General features: G+C 65.7%; 16 protein-coding genes. 6 read left to right on the forward strand and 10 right to left on the reverse strand.

All coding sequences use genetic code 11. From position 1 onward, the window contains the following. The 3 genes from G3N93_RS21575 to G3N93_RS21585 form a co-directional block, all read right to left on the reverse strand. The coding region (locus G3N93_RS21575; RefSeq protein ID WP_206133911.1) for a FlhC family transcriptional regulator at positions 1 to 521 on the reverse strand (521 nt) is incomplete at its 3' end. After that, positions 518 to 841, reverse strand: coding sequence for a flagellar transcriptional regulator FlhD (locus tag G3N93_RS21580; protein ID WP_041492522.1), 324 nt, complete (start codon positions 839 to 841; stop codon positions 518 to 520). The genes G3N93_RS21580 and G3N93_RS21575, both read right to left, overlap by 4 nt. 3 nt (positions 842 to 844) lie before the next feature. Continuing rightward, on the reverse strand, positions 845 to 1,090 hold the full coding sequence (locus G3N93_RS21585; RefSeq protein ID WP_206133912.1) for a hypothetical protein: 246 nt from the start codon (positions 1,088 to 1,090) through the stop codon (positions 845 to 847). A gap of 168 nt (positions 1,091 to 1,258) precedes the next feature. Here G3N93_RS21585 and G3N93_RS21590 point away from each other — a divergent pair, with 168 nt between their 5' ends. Further along, positions 1,259 to 1,888 (forward strand): response regulator transcription factor, encoded by a 630-nt coding sequence (locus tag G3N93_RS21590; RefSeq protein ID WP_011350353.1) that lies wholly within the window; start codon positions 1,259 to 1,261, stop codon positions 1,886 to 1,888. 99 nt (positions 1,889 to 1,987) lie between these two features. After that, positions 1,988 to 3,703, forward strand: a complete 1,716-nt coding sequence (locus G3N93_RS21595) for an ATP-binding protein (protein ID WP_206133913.1) — start codon at positions 1,988 to 1,990, stop codon at positions 3,701 to 3,703. Between the two features lie 126 nt (positions 3,704 to 3,829). On the opposite strand, the gene G3N93_RS21600 is transcribed toward G3N93_RS21595, so the two are convergent. The 5 genes from G3N93_RS21600 to G3N93_RS42495 form a co-directional block, all read right to left on the reverse strand. Further along, entirely contained in the window at positions 3,830 to 4,870 is a 1,041-nt protein-coding gene (locus G3N93_RS21600; protein ID WP_206133914.1) for an alpha/beta hydrolase, read from the reverse strand. Between the two features lie 65 nt (positions 4,871 to 4,935). Beyond that, positions 4,936 to 5,361: an organic hydroperoxide resistance protein gene (locus G3N93_RS21605; protein ID WP_174943220.1), complete on the reverse strand. Its 426-nt coding sequence runs from the start codon at positions 5,359 to 5,361 to the stop codon at positions 4,936 to 4,938. A 223-nt stretch (positions 5,362 to 5,584) separates the two neighbouring features. Then, positions 5,585 to 6,151 carry a TetR/AcrR family transcriptional regulator gene (locus G3N93_RS21610; RefSeq protein WP_011350357.1) on the reverse strand — a complete coding sequence of 189 codons (567 nt, stop codon included), beginning with the start codon at positions 6,149 to 6,151 and terminating at the stop codon, positions 5,585 to 5,587. Between the two features lie 429 nt (positions 6,152 to 6,580). Next, on the reverse strand, positions 6,581 to 7,036 hold the full coding sequence (locus G3N93_RS21615) for a hypothetical protein (protein ID WP_206133915.1): 456 nt from the start codon (positions 7,034 to 7,036) through the stop codon (positions 6,581 to 6,583). Then, positions 7,033 to 7,407, reverse strand: coding sequence for a hypothetical protein (locus tag G3N93_RS42495; protein WP_374196493.1), 375 nt, complete (start codon positions 7,405 to 7,407; stop codon positions 7,033 to 7,035). The genes G3N93_RS21615 and G3N93_RS42495 overlap by 4 nt, the downstream gene beginning before the upstream one ends. A gap of 96 nt (positions 7,408 to 7,503) precedes the next feature. Here G3N93_RS42495 and G3N93_RS21625 point away from each other — a divergent pair, with 96 nt between their 5' ends. Next, positions 7,504 to 7,848 (forward strand): hypothetical protein, encoded by a 345-nt coding sequence (locus tag G3N93_RS21625; protein WP_206133917.1) that lies wholly within the window; start codon positions 7,504 to 7,506, stop codon positions 7,846 to 7,848. A 329-nt stretch (positions 7,849 to 8,177) separates the two neighbouring features. Here G3N93_RS21625 and G3N93_RS21630 read toward each other — a convergent pair whose 3' ends face one another. Then, a complete protein-coding gene (locus G3N93_RS21630) occupies positions 8,178 to 8,774 on the reverse strand; it encodes a TetR/AcrR family transcriptional regulator (protein WP_174945721.1) in 597 nt (198 codons plus the stop codon). A gap of 141 nt (positions 8,775 to 8,915) precedes the next feature. Here G3N93_RS21630 and G3N93_RS21635 point away from each other — a divergent pair, with 141 nt between their 5' ends. The 3 genes from G3N93_RS21635 to G3N93_RS21645 all read left to right on the forward strand — a co-directional run bounded on the left by G3N93_RS21635 (position 8,916) and on the right by G3N93_RS21645 (position 12,518). Continuing rightward, positions 8,916 to 9,929, forward strand: coding sequence for a S9 family peptidase (locus tag G3N93_RS21635; protein ID WP_206133918.1), 1,014 nt, complete (start codon positions 8,916 to 8,918; stop codon positions 9,927 to 9,929). A gap of 98 nt (positions 9,930 to 10,027) precedes the next feature. Then, positions 10,028 to 11,881 carry an ABC transporter ATP-binding protein gene (locus G3N93_RS21640; protein ID WP_206123489.1) on the forward strand — a complete coding sequence of 618 codons (1,854 nt, stop codon included), beginning with the start codon at positions 10,028 to 10,030 and terminating at the stop codon, positions 11,879 to 11,881. Positions 11,882 to 12,005: 124 nt separating this feature from the next. Further along, the gene (locus G3N93_RS21645) at positions 12,006 to 12,518 is read left to right on the forward strand and encodes a DUF4262 domain-containing protein (protein WP_206133919.1); all 513 of its coding nucleotides are present in this window, start codon (positions 12,006 to 12,008) and stop codon (positions 12,516 to 12,518) included. A 51-nt stretch (positions 12,519 to 12,569) separates the two neighbouring features. On the opposite strand, the gene G3N93_RS21650 is transcribed toward G3N93_RS21645, so the two are convergent. Further along, positions 12,570 to 13,856, reverse strand: a 1,287-nt coding sequence (locus G3N93_RS21650; RefSeq protein ID WP_206133920.1) for an aldehyde dehydrogenase, incomplete at its 5' end; no start/stop codon positions are given.

Below are 13,856 nucleotides of genomic sequence, written 5' to 3' on the forward strand. Positions count from 1 at the left end.
GCGCGCTTGCCGGCACGCGCCGGCAGCCGGCAGGCGACGCAGACGGGATGCCGGCGCAGTGCGTGGCGGTAGGTGATGAACGCCGCGCCGCAATCCCGGCATCGGGCGATGTCGAGCACGCCCGCATCGACGAAACGCACCAGCATCCACGCGCGTGTCAGGTCCAGCGGCAGCGCGTGACGCGCGGGATCGCCGTGTTCGGCGTACAGCGTATACGCCTTGACGAGCGCCTCGAGTCGCGGGCAGCCGGCCTGGTTGCGCAGGAAGCGGTAGATGCTGTGGAACAGCGATGCATGAATGTTCGCGAGCCACGTCATGTACCAGTCGATGGACGACGGCAGCAATCCCTTCGGTGCGGCCACGCCGCGCACTTCGCGATACAGGCGCACGAGATGCTCGCGTGGCAGCGCGCACTCGATCTCCAGCATCTGCAGCCGCGCGCCGAACCGGATCAGCGTCGCCGCGTGCATCGTCAGCTGCGCGTCGTCCGCGAGGCCATGCCGCCCGGCCCGGCCGCTCACGATGTTTCCTCGTCGGGAAGCGCGAGGCCGGCCAGCGCCATCGCGGTATGCACGCGCACGAGATCGACCGGCGGCGTCGCGCGGGTCAATGCCGACAGCACGCCATACCGGCTCGGCCGCAACGCGCAGATCAGCTGCCCCGCCGATGCAAGGTCGTTCATCTGCTTCATCGACAACGCGGCCAGCGCGGCGGCAACGTCAGCGGTCACGCCCAGGCGGAACATGCCGGATGCGCGATCCGACTGCAGCAGTCGCTGCGCGAGCCACAGATAAGACATGTTCAATTCCCACATTGCATCACTGTCGTTGGCAACCTTCATCGTTCACCTCGATTCCTGCGCGATCAGGATCAATGATTCGCCGTCAAATTGCGTGCCGATAATCCGGATATTACGAACCGTTATTTCTTTTGTCTGATGCGAACGTGCGAAATCGATCATGACGATCCGACGCGCATGGCGCGCGTGCATCGCGCCGCCACTCAATACGGGCACGGCCGCACGTGTCGTCATGCGCATTGCAGCGATGCCGCGCGATGCGTCGCACCGCGCGCCCGGGACAGCCTGCATTGCAAACTGTCGTGATTGAGTCTCGGCGATATTTCGCCGAATGTAAACGCGACGTTAGACGCAAGACAATTGCCGGATAAACACGACTTTAGTATTAAGACTTTCGTCTTGTACAATCCGGTACATTCTTGCCGGGCCGGTCCCGGCTTTACTTATTTAACCGTCCTCATGAAAATCCTGATCGTCGACGATCACGCCATCCTGCGCGACGGCGTGGAGATGCTGTTGCGCCAGGGCGATGGCGACATGGTCGTCGTCCAGGCGAGCAGCGCCGATGACGCGGTGCGGCTGCTCGACGCGCACGCCGACCTCGACGCGATCGTGCTCGACCTGAAGCTGCAGGGCATGGACGGCCTCGACGCGCTCGCCGTGTTCGCGACGATGCGCCCCGGGCTCCCGGTCATCGTGCTGTCGTCGTCGGAGGATCCCGGCGCCGTGCGCAGCGCGTTCGCGCAGGGCGCGATGGGTTACGTGCCGAAATCCGCCAGCCCGCGCACGCTGCTGTCCGCCATCCGGATCGCACTCAACGGCGAGCGTTACGTCCCGCCGCTCGTGCTCGACGACCCCGCGCTGCAGCATCCGGACGGCGCCGCTGCGGCACGCGGTTCGATGCTGACGCAACGCCAGATCGAAGTGTTGCGCTATCTCGCGGAAGGCGTGCCGAACAAGGTCATCGCCGACAAGCTGGGCCTGTCCGAAAAGACCATCAAGGCGCACATCACCGCGATCTTCAAGGCGCTGAACGTGATCAACCGCACCCAGGCCGCGGCGGCCGGCAGGAAGGCCGGCCTCATCTGATCCGACTGATCCGGCGCCTGCTCGCGTCTCGACATTGCCTTGCCGGCGCGGAACGCCTAAATTTCCCTCATCTTCCCCGCCCGTTCGAGGAGCGTGCGCATGACGCGTGTCGACGAGACGCCCGAAGCGCCGGCCGACCATGAAGTCCCGTTCGACCTCGCCGCCGACGTGATCGCGCGCTGGCAGCGCCTCGTCGACCTGATGGCGGAAATCGTCGGCGTGCCGGCCGGGCTGATCATGCGCAACGTCGGCCGCGACATCCAGGTGCTGGTGGCGAGCCGCAACACCGGCAATCCGTTCTATCCGGGCGAATCGGCCGAACTGCACGGCTCGGGACTTTACTGCGAAGCGGTCATCGAGAGCGGCAATACGCTGATCGTGCCGGATGCGCGGCAATCGGCGCAGTGGCGCAACAATCCGGACCTGCGCGTCAACATGGTCTCGTATCTCGGCCTGCCGATCCGCTGGCCCGACAACACGCCGTTCGGCACGATCTGCCTGCTCGACTGCAAGGAGAATGCGTATTCGGAGCGCTACATCCGGCTCGTCGAGGAATTCCGCGACCAGATCGAGATGCAGCTGCAACTGATCCGCGCACAGCGGATCGCCGAACGCGAACGCCAGCGCGCCGCGCAGCTGGCCGAGAACTTCCGGCGGCAAAAGGATCTCGCGACGGAGGCCGTGCACGTCAAGTCGAGCTTTCTCGCGGCAGCGAGCCACGACCTGCGCCAGCCGGTCCACGCGTTGAGCCTGTTCGTCGGCGCGTTGCGGCACGTCCCGATGCCGGCCGACGGCACGCTGCTCGTCGATCGCATCGACCAGTCCGTCAACGCGATGGACGCGCTGTTCACCGCGATCCTCGACATCTCGCGGCTCGACGCGGGCGTCGTGCCCGTGCATCGCCGGCCGTTCGCGATCGGCGCGGTGCTGGAACGCGTGTGCCGCGAAGTCGCCGCCGATGCGCACGGGAAAGGCCTGTCGCTATCGTACGTGCGCAGCACCGCAGTCGTCGATTCCGATCCGGTGCTGATCGAGCGCATCGCACGCAACCTGCTGTCGAATGCGGTGCGCTATACCGACACCGGACGCATCGTCGTCGGCTGCAGGCGCACGCACCAGCACGTGCGCCTGCAATTCATCGACACCGGGCGCGGTATTCCGGCCGACCAGCAGACCCGCGTATTCGACGACTACTACCAGTTGCGCCATCGCGGCAGCGAATCCGAACAGGGCGTGGGCCTCGGGCTGGCGATCGTGCGGCGCCTCGCGGGGCTGCTCGACTGTCCGCTGACGCTGCGCTCCGAACCCGGGCGGGGCTCGTGCTTCGAGCTGCAGCTGGTGCGGCTGGACACGGCCGTGCAGCCGAGCGTCGCCGCCGACGAGATCGCCGTCGACGAGGCCACTGCCGCGGCGCACCTCGTGGTCGTGATCGACGACGAAAGCGCGATCCGCGCCGGCATGTCGATGCTGCTCGAACGCTGGGGCTACCAGGTCGTCACGGCCGCGTCGGTCGACGACGCGATCGCGTGCCTGGCATCGTGCGACGTACGGCCGACCCTGCTGATCTGCGACCTGCACCTGCACGGCGACCAGAACGGGATCGGCGCGATCGCGCGAATTCGCGACGAGTACAACACGGCGATTCCCGCGATGCTGATCACGGGCGACACGACCGTACGGCGGCCCGGCCGGCTGAAACACGGCGGGTTCGTGCTGCTGCACAAGCCGGTGCCGAGCGACAAGCTGCGCGCGGCGATGGCACGCCTGCTGCATGCGCAGGCCCCCGGACAGCCGCGCCGGGCCGACGCGGGATAGTCGCCGGCACGCTGCGGCGCTTTCGCATCCCGCCCGCCGGCCGCATGCAAAAGCGGCGGGCATCTGCCCGCCGCCGAGTCTTCGCACGCGCATCGCCTCAAGTGCGGCGCGCGGTCGAGCCCTTGCTTACTTCAACCGCGTCGCGATCTCGTTCGCCATCGCCTTCGTCGCGGCCTTCGTCGACGCATCCGTGGCCAGTGCGTTCAGCAGGCCGAAATCGTGGATGGTGCCGTCGTAGCGCGTGGTCGTCGCGTCGACGCCGGCCGCGTCCAGCTTGCGGCCGTACGCTTCGCCTTCGTCACGCAGCACGTCGAACTGGGCGACCTGGATCAGCGCGGGCGGCAGGCCCTTCAGCTGCGCGGTGCTCGCGCGCAGCGGCGACGCGTAGATCTCGTTGCGTTGCGCTTCGTTCTTCGTATAGGCGTCCCAGAACCACTTCATCATCGGCCGCGTCAGGAAGTGCCCTTGCTGATACGCGTTGTACGACCCCGTGTTGAAGTTGTGGTCCGTCACCGGCCACATCAGCCCCTGGAAGCGGATCGCGGGGCCGCCCTTGTCCTTCGCCATCAGCGCCACCACGGCCGCCATGTTCCCGCCGACGCTGTTGCCGACCACCGCGAGGCGGCTGCCGTCGACGCCGATCTCCGCGCCGTGCGCGGCCACCCACTTCGTCGCCGCATACGCCTGGTTGATCGCGACCGGGTAATGCGCTTCCGGCGACGGCGTGTAGTTCACGAACACCGCGACGGCGCCCGATTGCACGACGAGGTCGCGCACGAGGCGCTCGTGCGTCGGGAAATCGCCGAGCACCCAGCCGCCGCCGTGAATGAACACGAACACCGGCAGCGCGCCCGTCGCGCCTTGCGGGCGGACGATCGTGACCGGCACGGACAAGCCGTCCTGATCGATCGTGCGGTTCGACACGTCGATGCCCGACAGGTCGACCTTCGTGCCGTTCTGCGCATCGACCAGCACCTGGCGCGCCTTCGCGGGGCTCAGCGTTTCGAGGCCCGGGCCTTTCTGCCCGTTCAACGCGGCGAGGAAGGCGCTCGTCGTCGCATCCGGCCGGACGGCTTCGGCGCCGGCGCCCGCGGCAAACGCGGTGGTCGTGGCGGACAGTGCAGCGGCGACGGCGGCAGCGATCAGCAGCGGCTTGACGATCTTCATGGTGTAACTCCTTGGCTCAATCGGTGAATGACAATGTGACGGGGAATGTTTCGCAATACGTACGATCAGGCGAGCGTGAGCGTGACGTCGATGTTGCCGCGCGTCGCGTTCGAGTACGGGCACACGAGGTGTGCGCGATCGATCAGCGTCTGCGCGACTTCGCGATCGAGGCCCGGCAGCGAGATCTTCAGTTCGACTTCGATGCCGAAGCCGTTCGGGATCGCGCCGATGCCGACGCTGCCTTCGATCGCGGCATCCGCGGGCATCGCGATCTTGTCGCGGGCCGCGACGAACTTCATCGCGCCGATGAAGCACGCGCTGTAGCCGGCGGCGAACAGTTGCTCGGGGTTCGCGCCTGCACCGCCCGCGCCGCCGAGCTCGCGCGGCGTGGTCAGCTTCAGGTCGAGGCCGCTTTCGGGCACCGTCGCACGGCCGTCACGGCCGCCGGTGGCTTTTGCATGGGCGCGGTACAGCACTTTTTCGATCGACATGACAGACTCCTTTTCAATCAGTGAGTGAAACAGCCTTCCAACCCGGGACCGCTTGCCGGCTGTCGGGCAGCCGGTGTCGCGCTTGTTTATCTACTCATAGATAGATAAACATCCCCAAAAAATGCAGGTGGTTGATCCACCTGCTCAAAAAATCTATCTACTCCCAGATAGACATCATGGCCCAACAAAAGGCGGCGAACCGCCTGACTGCTTGCGCCGTCCGTCAGGACCGCGTTTTCCAGACTGCCTCGACATCCTCGAGACGCGCCCGCGTGTGGAACAGCCGGCTGGCCAGCACGCTGCCCTGGAACGCCGCATACAACGTACGCGCGGCCGTGTCGGGCTTGCCGCTGAACTGCAGCGTGCCTTCCTTCGCGCCCTGCGCCAGCAATTCGGCGAGCCAGCTCTCGTTGGCCTTGAAGAACGCCTGCACGGCCTGCCGCACGTTCTCCGGCAACGATTCGATATCGGCCGCCAGCATCCCGCACAGGCAGATCATGTTGCCGTCGCCGAGCGTGCGGCCGAACATCTTCGTGTACAGGCTCAGCTTCACGTCGGCCGGCAGCGCCGGATCGATCGCCCGCATGGCCGAGAGGACGTCGTCGCTGTAGACCGACACCGCTTCCAGCACGAGGTCGTCCTTCGACGGGAAGTAGTAGTGGATGCTCGACGTCTTCACGCCCACCAGGTCGGACAGGTCTCGATAGCTGAAGCCGTTGTAACCGCGCAGCATCATCAGCGTGATCGCGTGGTCGAGAATCTGTTCGCGGACGGTCGGTTTCGTTTCCATGGAACGAACTTTATCTACTCATAGATAGACAGTCAAGGAGATTTTTAAGGGCGCGATGCGGGGCGCGCCAGGTTCGGCATCCGCTTTCCTTGCCTGTCGCGGTGATGGCTCTCGTTTCTTCAGCGGTCGCTCGGGGCCAACGGGCTTTGATGCTTTGCTTCGCGAATTGTCCAGGTACGCACTCCCTCATGATGACTTCCGTGATTGTCTCGGACACTGGGCGCTCTCCAGCCGAATCGACCAGATTGACGGGGTTGTTCCTGACGTATGTATGCCAGTTCAGTCCTCGGTGCTGCTCGTGAAGCGGTGATTCTTGCGGGACAGCGCGCCCTGGTTGTCATGAGCAAACTCCAGGCGCGCGCCATTGATAGCGCATCACGCCTTACTGATGCACCTTTCAGTGATGCGCCCCGCGGTTGCCAGGAAAATTCAAGCCGGAGAAGAAAGTAAATCTCTAACCGACTTGGTAACAAGGCCTTCCCGAAACCTTCCTGCACGATATGCATCGGCAATCGCTTGCTCATTGGAAAATCGCTTCAACTCCTCTCCAACGTCACTTGCCAGTAGACCGAGGAATACTTCGTATTCCCTGGGCTGCCCTATATCGTCAAGCGCCCCCGCCCCGACGATCAACTCACGATGCTGTGCAAACAAACGGTCGAGCCGAAAGTACATGTGCGACTGTTCGATGCGGCTTATTTCATCGGTTCCGATCCGGTCAAGGCAGAATCCCACATTAACAAACCACTGTTGACCAAAACCCTTTTCCACTCCGATTGCAATTTTTGCTCCATTTCCAGAAAAGCACATTAAATTACTTCGCCGGATGAAACCGCATTGCATGAGAGACTCAAATATGCCTTGCTTGAATTCGTTTGACTTCATCGCTTACTTGCCCGATAGACATCCACAACTGACCTCCAAGACTCACCAGTGACGACTTCAAGTTCCTTGCGATAGCCTTCAACTTGTCGCTTTCCACGCGCAACAGCTCGAGCATTATCGGGCTTCAACTCGCGGACCTCTCTGGTCCCCCAATTCACTGCATCCGGCGCTTTCCGCTCGGCAGCGTCACCTTCGTATCGAAGCCGTCTCCCAGCGCCGTGCCATAGTGACTGTGGGCACGACGTCCCGCGGCTGCCGCAGCACTTTCGCCCCCCGTGCAGACAACGACCCGCCACCACTCGTCGGCCCCCCAAAACCAGTACCGCCACCGCCTTCCAAAAGCGCCTCGTCACGCGGCCGCCGGTACACATTAACACCGGCCGTCTGATAGCCCGAATCGTCAGAAAATCCCGCCCGATTGAACTCGAACCCGGCTGAACTACCCAGTGGCGAATTATTAAACGCTCGTGCTGAAGCTGCTGCAAGCCCAGGCGATTCAGCAGTATTCGGAAAGCACGCCAGCGGGAACACGGCCCTATCCCGACAGACTGACGGATCTGTTGCGCGATCCGCGCTACCCTGTCGTGCGCCGGTACTTGCGCAGGCTTTATCCGGATCCAATCACGGGGCAAGACTTCGAACCGATTATCGCGCCCGAGGATGGGATTCAAGGGGTGCGCAGTACATCCTCGAAAAAACCGCTCAAGATCGCTGGATTCCGCGAGGATCAAAGCCGCTTCGCTACCGCGAGCAGCTATCTACAATGGGACTTCAGCTATGTGCCGACAGCCGTAAAGCCGCCTGCTAGATAAGCCGCGGGCGAACCGGAAAGCGGCGTCATGTCTCCCGCACCCAGCATCAACTGAATCCCGCGCCGGGTGAACGGGCGCAGTGCACCGACGTTTGCCGAGGTCCGCTTGTTCCGACCAAGCAATATCCGACGGATCCGAGACGGGTGCCCTCTTTACGCTGTGAGGCGGCTGTCCGTGGCCTATCACAAACGTCTCATGCTGGCCGGGAAGCGACACGCTCGGAACAAGGCCCTCACGGCGGCGGGCCTTCAGATCGGCTGCGATTTCCAGCGCTTGTTGCCGGTCCCCCTATCAACTTTCCAAACTTGGTCGTGACGGCCTCGCCACCCTTACTGCGGCTTCAGCATCCGCTGAATGATCGTCCGCAACATCGCCCGGTGCGCGCGCGGCTTGAATCCCGGCTCGAACACGACGCGCCCGACCGCCCCTTCCGCGAGCGCGAGCAGCCAGGTCGCGACCAGATCGGGCTTCAGGCTGCCGTCGATCTTCCCTTGTGCGACGCCGCGCTTGATCAGCGCGACCATCCGCCCCTTCACGTGCGCCTCGTTCGCCGCGAACAGCGCGGCGACGTCCGGATTGCGTGTCGCCTCCGCCGCGGTCTCGACGCAGATGCGCGCATAGACGGGATCGCTCGACAGTTCCATCAACGTCAGCGCGATCTCCTCGATCGCTGCGAGCGCGTCGTCGGCGTCCGCATGCCGCGCGAACAGTTCGGCCATCTCGCGCTGGTCGTCCTGCGCGATCGCCTCGATGATCGCCGCCTTCGTCGGGAAATAGTGGAACAGGTTGCCGGGGCTCATGCCGGCCGCCTTGCAGATCGCGGCCGTGGACGTCGCATGGAAGCCGTCGCGCGCAAAACAGTCGATCGCGGCATCCAGGATCTGGCGTCGCTTCGCTTCCACTCTTTCAGGGTCGATCTTTCTCAACAGGCACTCCGTGCTAGACGTTCACTCGAATATTTATTAGACTGATTAGTCGATCTATTATCGTGACGACGTCCGCAGGCGTCAAGACATCGTGTCCGTGCCGCCTGCGACCTCCGCTCACGCCACCGCTCCGAGGGCCTTTTGAAACGTATCGTCATTGCCGGCATCGCGCTCGTCCTGCTCGCCGCAGTGGGCGCAGTCGCGTTGCGCGGCCTGTCCGATTTCGAGCTGAAGGGCGCGGAGGTATCGACGCTCGTGTTCCGCGCCGGCGACGCCGACCTCGTCGGCACGCTCGCGCTGCCGGCCCATGCGCCCGATGCGCCGATCGTGCTGCTCGTCCACGGCGACGGGCCGCGCACGCGCTTCTCGGACGACGCGATGCTGCCGCTCGTCAACAGCCTGCTCGACGCCGGCATCGGCGTGTTCGCGTGGGACAAGCAGGGCACCGGCCGCAGCGGCGGCGACTGGCTCGCGCAATCGATGCAGGATCGCGCGAACGAAACGATCGCCGCGATGGCGCGCGTGCGCGCCGCCGTCGGGCCCGCGCCCAAAATCGGCCTGCTCGGCTTCTCGCAAGGCGGCTGGGTGATTCCGCGCGTCGCGAATGCGGTGCGGCCCGCGTTCTCGGTGATCGTCGGCGGCGCCGTCAGCTGGCGCCGACAAGGCACCTACCTCACGCGACAGCAACTCCAGGCAACCGGCATGCAGCCGGATCGAATCGATGCGACACTGGCCGCCGAGCGACGCGACAACGACGCGATCTTCGGCCAGGCGGACATGCCGGCCGATCCGCGCCGCCGCCCCGACATCGAGCCGCGCCGCTTCGGCTTCATCGCGCGCAACTACCTGGAAGACGCGTCACAGGCGCTCGCGACCATGCAGGGGCCCGTGCTGGCCGTGTGGGGCGCGCAGGACCGCAATGTCGATCCGGTCGACGAGGCGAACACTTACACGCATGCGTTCGCGAACCAGCCCGACCGGCGCGTGGTGGTCGTGCCCGGTGCAACGCATGCGCTGCTGCGCGCGGGCTGGTTCGACTACCAGCTCGAGTCCGACTGGCCGACGTGGAAGCAGTGGCTGTACACGGCGCTCGGGCGCGATGCGTATGCACCGGGCACGCTCGGCCCGATCGAAGCGTGGATCCGGGCGCAGTGAACACGTGTGCAGCACGGCGATGCCTTTGTCGGCGTCGCGCATGAAACGGGCAATACGGGCCGCGCCGGTCGGCGTGGCCGCATCAAGGAGAGGTTTCAATGTTTTCGTGGTTTGAACGGCGGCTGCCGACTTTCCCGCTCGAAGATCCCGTCACGCCGCCGCGGGGTTTCTTCTCGTTCGTCTGGGCGTGCACGAAAGGCGCGCGCAGCTGGGTCCTGCTGATCGCGCTGACGTCGGCCGCGCTGGCCGCGTACGAAGCCGCGCTGTTCGCGATGATGGGCCGCGTGGTCGACTGGCTCGCGTCCGCGACGCCGGCCGAGTTCGGCGGCCGGCACTTCGGCACGCTCGTCGGGTTCGCGGCGATCCTCGCCGGCAGTACGCTGCTGATTGCGCTGCACACGATGGTCAAGCACCAGGTGCTCGCGATCAACTTCCCGATGCGGCTGCGCTGGCTGTTTCACCGGCTGATGCTCGACCAGAGCCTGTCGTTCTACGCGAACGAATTCGCGGGCCGCGTGACGACCAAGATCATGCAGACCGCGCTCGCGGTGCGCGATGCGCTGTTCATGTCGGTCGACGTCGTGATCGGCGTCGCCGCGTACCTGATCGGCATCCTCGCGCTCGCGGCCAGCTTCGACTGGCGGCTGATGATCCCGCTCGCGCTGTGGGCGCTCGGCTACGGCCTGGCATGCGCGTATTTCGTGCCGCGCCTCGGTGCCGTCGGCAGCCGCCAGGCCGATGCGCGCGCGCTGATGACGGGCCGCATCACCGACGCGTACTCGAACATCACGACCGTGAAGCTGTTCTCGCACACGCGGCGCGAAGCCGACCACGCGCGCCGCGCGATGGAAGCGTTCAAGGCGACCGGCGACGCGCAGATGCGGCTCGTCAGCGCGTTCGAGGTCGTCAACCACCTGCTGTCGACATTGCTGCTGGTCGGCTCGACCGGCCTCGCGCTGGTTCTGTGGATGCACGGCGAAGTGAGCGCGGGCGTCGTTGCGGCCGTGATCGCGATGGCGCTGCGCCTGTCGAGCTATTCGCACTGGATCATGTGGGAGATGACCGAGCTGTTCGAGAACGTCGGCACGATCCAGGACGGCATCAACACGCTGACGAAGAAGCACAGCGTGGTCGACGCGCCCGATGCGACACCGCTCGCGGTGCAGCGCGGCGGGATCGTGTTCGACAACGTGCAGTTCGCGCACGAGGACAACGACCGTGCCGTGTTCGACGGGCTGAACCTGACGATCCGGCCCGGCGAGCGGATCGGCCTGATCGGCCGCTCGGGCGCCGGCAAATCGACGCTCGTGAACCTGCTGCTGCGCTTCTACGACGTGGGCGGCGGCACGATCCGGATCGACGGGCAGGACATCGCGCACGTGACGCAGGACAGCCTGCGCAGCGCGATCGGGATGGTCACGCAGGATACGTCGCTGCTGCACCGGACGATGCGCGAGAATCTGCTGTACGGGCGCCCCGACGCGACCGAGCGCGAGATGCACGACGCGGCCGTGCGCGCGGAAGCGTCCGAGTTCATCGACCGGTTGCGCGACCGCCACGGGCGCAGCGGCTACGACGTCGAGGTCGGCGAGCGCGGCGTGAAGCTGTCGGGCGGCCAGCGGCAGCGCGTCGCGATCGCGCGCGTGATGCTCAAGGACGCGCCGATCCTCGTGCTCGACGAGGCCACCAGTGCGCTCGATTCCGAAGTCGAAGTCGCGATCCAGCGCAGCCTCGACGGCCTGATGCACGGCAAGACGGTGATCGCGATCGCGCACCGGCTGTCGACCATCGCGGCGATGGACCGGCTGATCGTGCTCGACGAAGGGCGCATCGTCGAGGAAGGCACGCACCAGCAGCTGCTGCAGGCTGGCGGCATTTATGCGGCGCTGTGGACGCACCAGAGCGGCGGGTTCCTCGGTGAAACGGCCGACGCGGAAGGCGCGGAGCAATAGGCGGAACCGCTGTGGCAACATGGCGGCGCAGCGATCGTCGGCGGATTCGGCCGCGATCGCTTCCCCGCCGGCCGGCCGCCATCACCCGGCTTCCTGCCGCCCGACGCAGATCCTCGGAGTTCCCATGACCACGCGACCGGATATCGCCACTGCGCTCGACGCGCCCGATTCGGTGCTCGACGAAGCCGAGCAGCGATTCGTGAACCAGATTCGCCAGCACGGATGGTTCCGCACGGAAGTGTTTGCGGAAGGAGACGATCCCGGGTTCTCGTTCACGACCGGGCTGTGGGTCAACCACGGCTTTCCGGAAATCATCGTGTTCTCGTTGCCGGCGCGCGTCGTCCACGACGTGCTGTGGGACGTCTACCGGATGGTCGCGTCCGGCACGCCGCCCCCGGTCGGCGAAGTCACCGCATCCGTCTACGCCAACGCGAACGCGCTCCTCATGCCGGTCGGGAAAGCCCACTACGAAGCCCATCTCGGCTGGAACCGCTGGTTCTACGGCAACGACGACTTCCCGTGCGTCCAGCTGCTGTGGCCGGACCGCAACGGGATCTTTCCGTGGCAGCCTGAAGCGGACGACGCGTTGAATGCCGCGCAGCCGCGGCTGTTCGTGCCGGGCGACGATCGACACTGATCCGCGCACGGGATCGCGCGGCACGCCGCAAGCGTGCCGCGCCGCCCCAGGCTACAACCGCACGACCGTCGACTTCAGCTCGGTGTACTTGTCGAGCGCATGCAGCGACTTGTCGCGGCCATTGCCCGACAGCTTGTAGCCGCCGAACGGGAAGTTCATGTCATCGCTGCCGTCGCCATAGCAGTTGACCCACACGGTGCCCGCGCGCAGCCGTCGTGCCACCGCATGCGCGGTCGAGAGATCGGCCGACCAGACCGCCGCGGCCAGTCCATACTCGGTGTCGTTGGCGATCCGCACGGCCTCGTCGACATCGTCGAACACGATCACCGACAGCACCGGCCCGAAGATTTCCTCGCGCGCGATCTTCGCGTCCGGCTTCACCTCGAACACCGTCGGCTCGACATAGAACCCGCCCGTCTCCTCGCGCACGCGCGCGCCGCCCGTGACGAGCTTGCCTTCGTCGCGTCCGGCGCCGATGTACCCCATCACGCGATCGAGCTGCGTGCGATCGACGATCGCCCCCATCGTCACCGACGGATCGAGCGGATGCCCGGGCGCGAAGCGCCGCGACGCATCGACCAGCTTCGCGACGAATGCGTCCTTGATGTCGCGATGCACGAGCAGCCGCGATCCGGCGGTGCACACTTCGCCCATGTTGAAGAAGATCGCGTCGGCGGCCGCCTGCGCGGCGCGGTCGAGATCGGGGCAATCGCGCAGCACGATGTTCGGCGACTTGCCGCCGAGTTCGAGCCACACGCGCTTCAGGTTCGACTGCGCGGCACACGCCATGATCTGCTGCCCCGTGCGCGTCGACCCCGTAAACGCGATGCAATCCACGTCGCGGTGCAGCGCGAGCGCCTTGCCCGGCTCCGCGCCGCCCGGCACGACGCTGAACACCCCGGGCGGCACGCCGGCGTCGCACGCGAGCTGCGCGACACGGATCGCGGTGAGCGGCGATTTCTCCGACGGCTTCAGCACGACGCTGTTGCCGGCCGCGAGCGCCGGCGCGAATTTCCACGCGGCCATCAGCAGCGGGAAATTCCACGGCACGACGGCCGCGACGACGCCGATCGGCTCGCGCGTGACGAGCCCGACCAGATGATGGTCGACCGGCGCGACTTCGCCGCCGACCTTGTCGATCGCCTCCGCATACCAGTCGACGCAATGCGCGGCGGCCGGCACGTCGATCGCCGTGGTATCGGCGATCGGCTTGCCGGTGTCGAGCGTCTCGAGCAGCGCGAGTTCGTCGCGATGCTCGCGCATCAGCGCGGCCCAACGCTGCAGCACCGCCTTGCGGGCGCGCGGGTTCATGCCGGCCCAGCTCTGCGCGTCGAACGC

The sequence above is a fragment of the Burkholderia sp. Se-20378 genome (assembly GCF_017104665.1).
Classification (GTDB): Bacteria; Pseudomonadota; Gammaproteobacteria; order Burkholderiales; family Burkholderiaceae; genus Burkholderia; species Burkholderia lata.

What these genes read in the sequence shown, in the direction of transcription:
- G3N93_RS21580 (WP_041492522.1), bottom strand. Translation starts at nt 841, where the DNA reads ATGAAGGTTGCCAACGACAGTGATGCAATGTGGGAATTGAACATGTCT.
- G3N93_RS21585 (WP_206133912.1), bottom strand. Translation starts at nt 1,090, where the DNA reads ATGCAGGCTGTCCCGGGCGCGCGGTGCGACGCATCGCGCGGCATCGCT.
- G3N93_RS21590 (WP_011350353.1), top strand. Translation starts at nt 1,259, where the DNA reads ATGAAAATCCTGATCGTCGACGATCACGCCATCCTGCGCGACGGCGTG.
- G3N93_RS21595 (WP_206133913.1), top strand. Translation starts at nt 1,988, where the DNA reads ATGACGCGTGTCGACGAGACGCCCGAAGCGCCGGCCGACCATGAAGTC.
- G3N93_RS21600 (WP_206133914.1), bottom strand. Translation starts at nt 4,870, where the DNA reads ATGAAGATCGTCAAGCCGCTGCTGATCGCTGCCGCCGTCGCCGCTGCA.
- G3N93_RS21605 (WP_174943220.1), bottom strand. Translation starts at nt 5,361, where the DNA reads ATGTCGATCGAAAAAGTGCTGTACCGCGCCCATGCAAAAGCCACCGGC.
- G3N93_RS21610 (WP_011350357.1), bottom strand. Translation starts at nt 6,151, where the DNA reads ATGGAAACGAAACCGACCGTCCGCGAACAGATTCTCGACCACGCGATC.
- G3N93_RS21615 (WP_206133915.1), bottom strand. Translation starts at nt 7,036, where the DNA reads ATGAAGTCAAACGAATTCAAGCAAGGCATATTTGAGTCTCTCATGCAA.
- G3N93_RS42495 (WP_374196493.1), bottom strand. Translation starts at nt 7,407, where the DNA reads ATGTGTACCGGCGGCCGCGTGACGAGGCGCTTTTGGAAGGCGGTGGCG.
- G3N93_RS21640 (WP_206123489.1), top strand. Translation starts at nt 10,028, where the DNA reads ATGTTTTCGTGGTTTGAACGGCGGCTGCCGACTTTCCCGCTCGAAGAT.
- G3N93_RS21645 (WP_206133919.1), top strand. Translation starts at nt 12,006, where the DNA reads ATGACCACGCGACCGGATATCGCCACTGCGCTCGACGCGCCCGATTCG.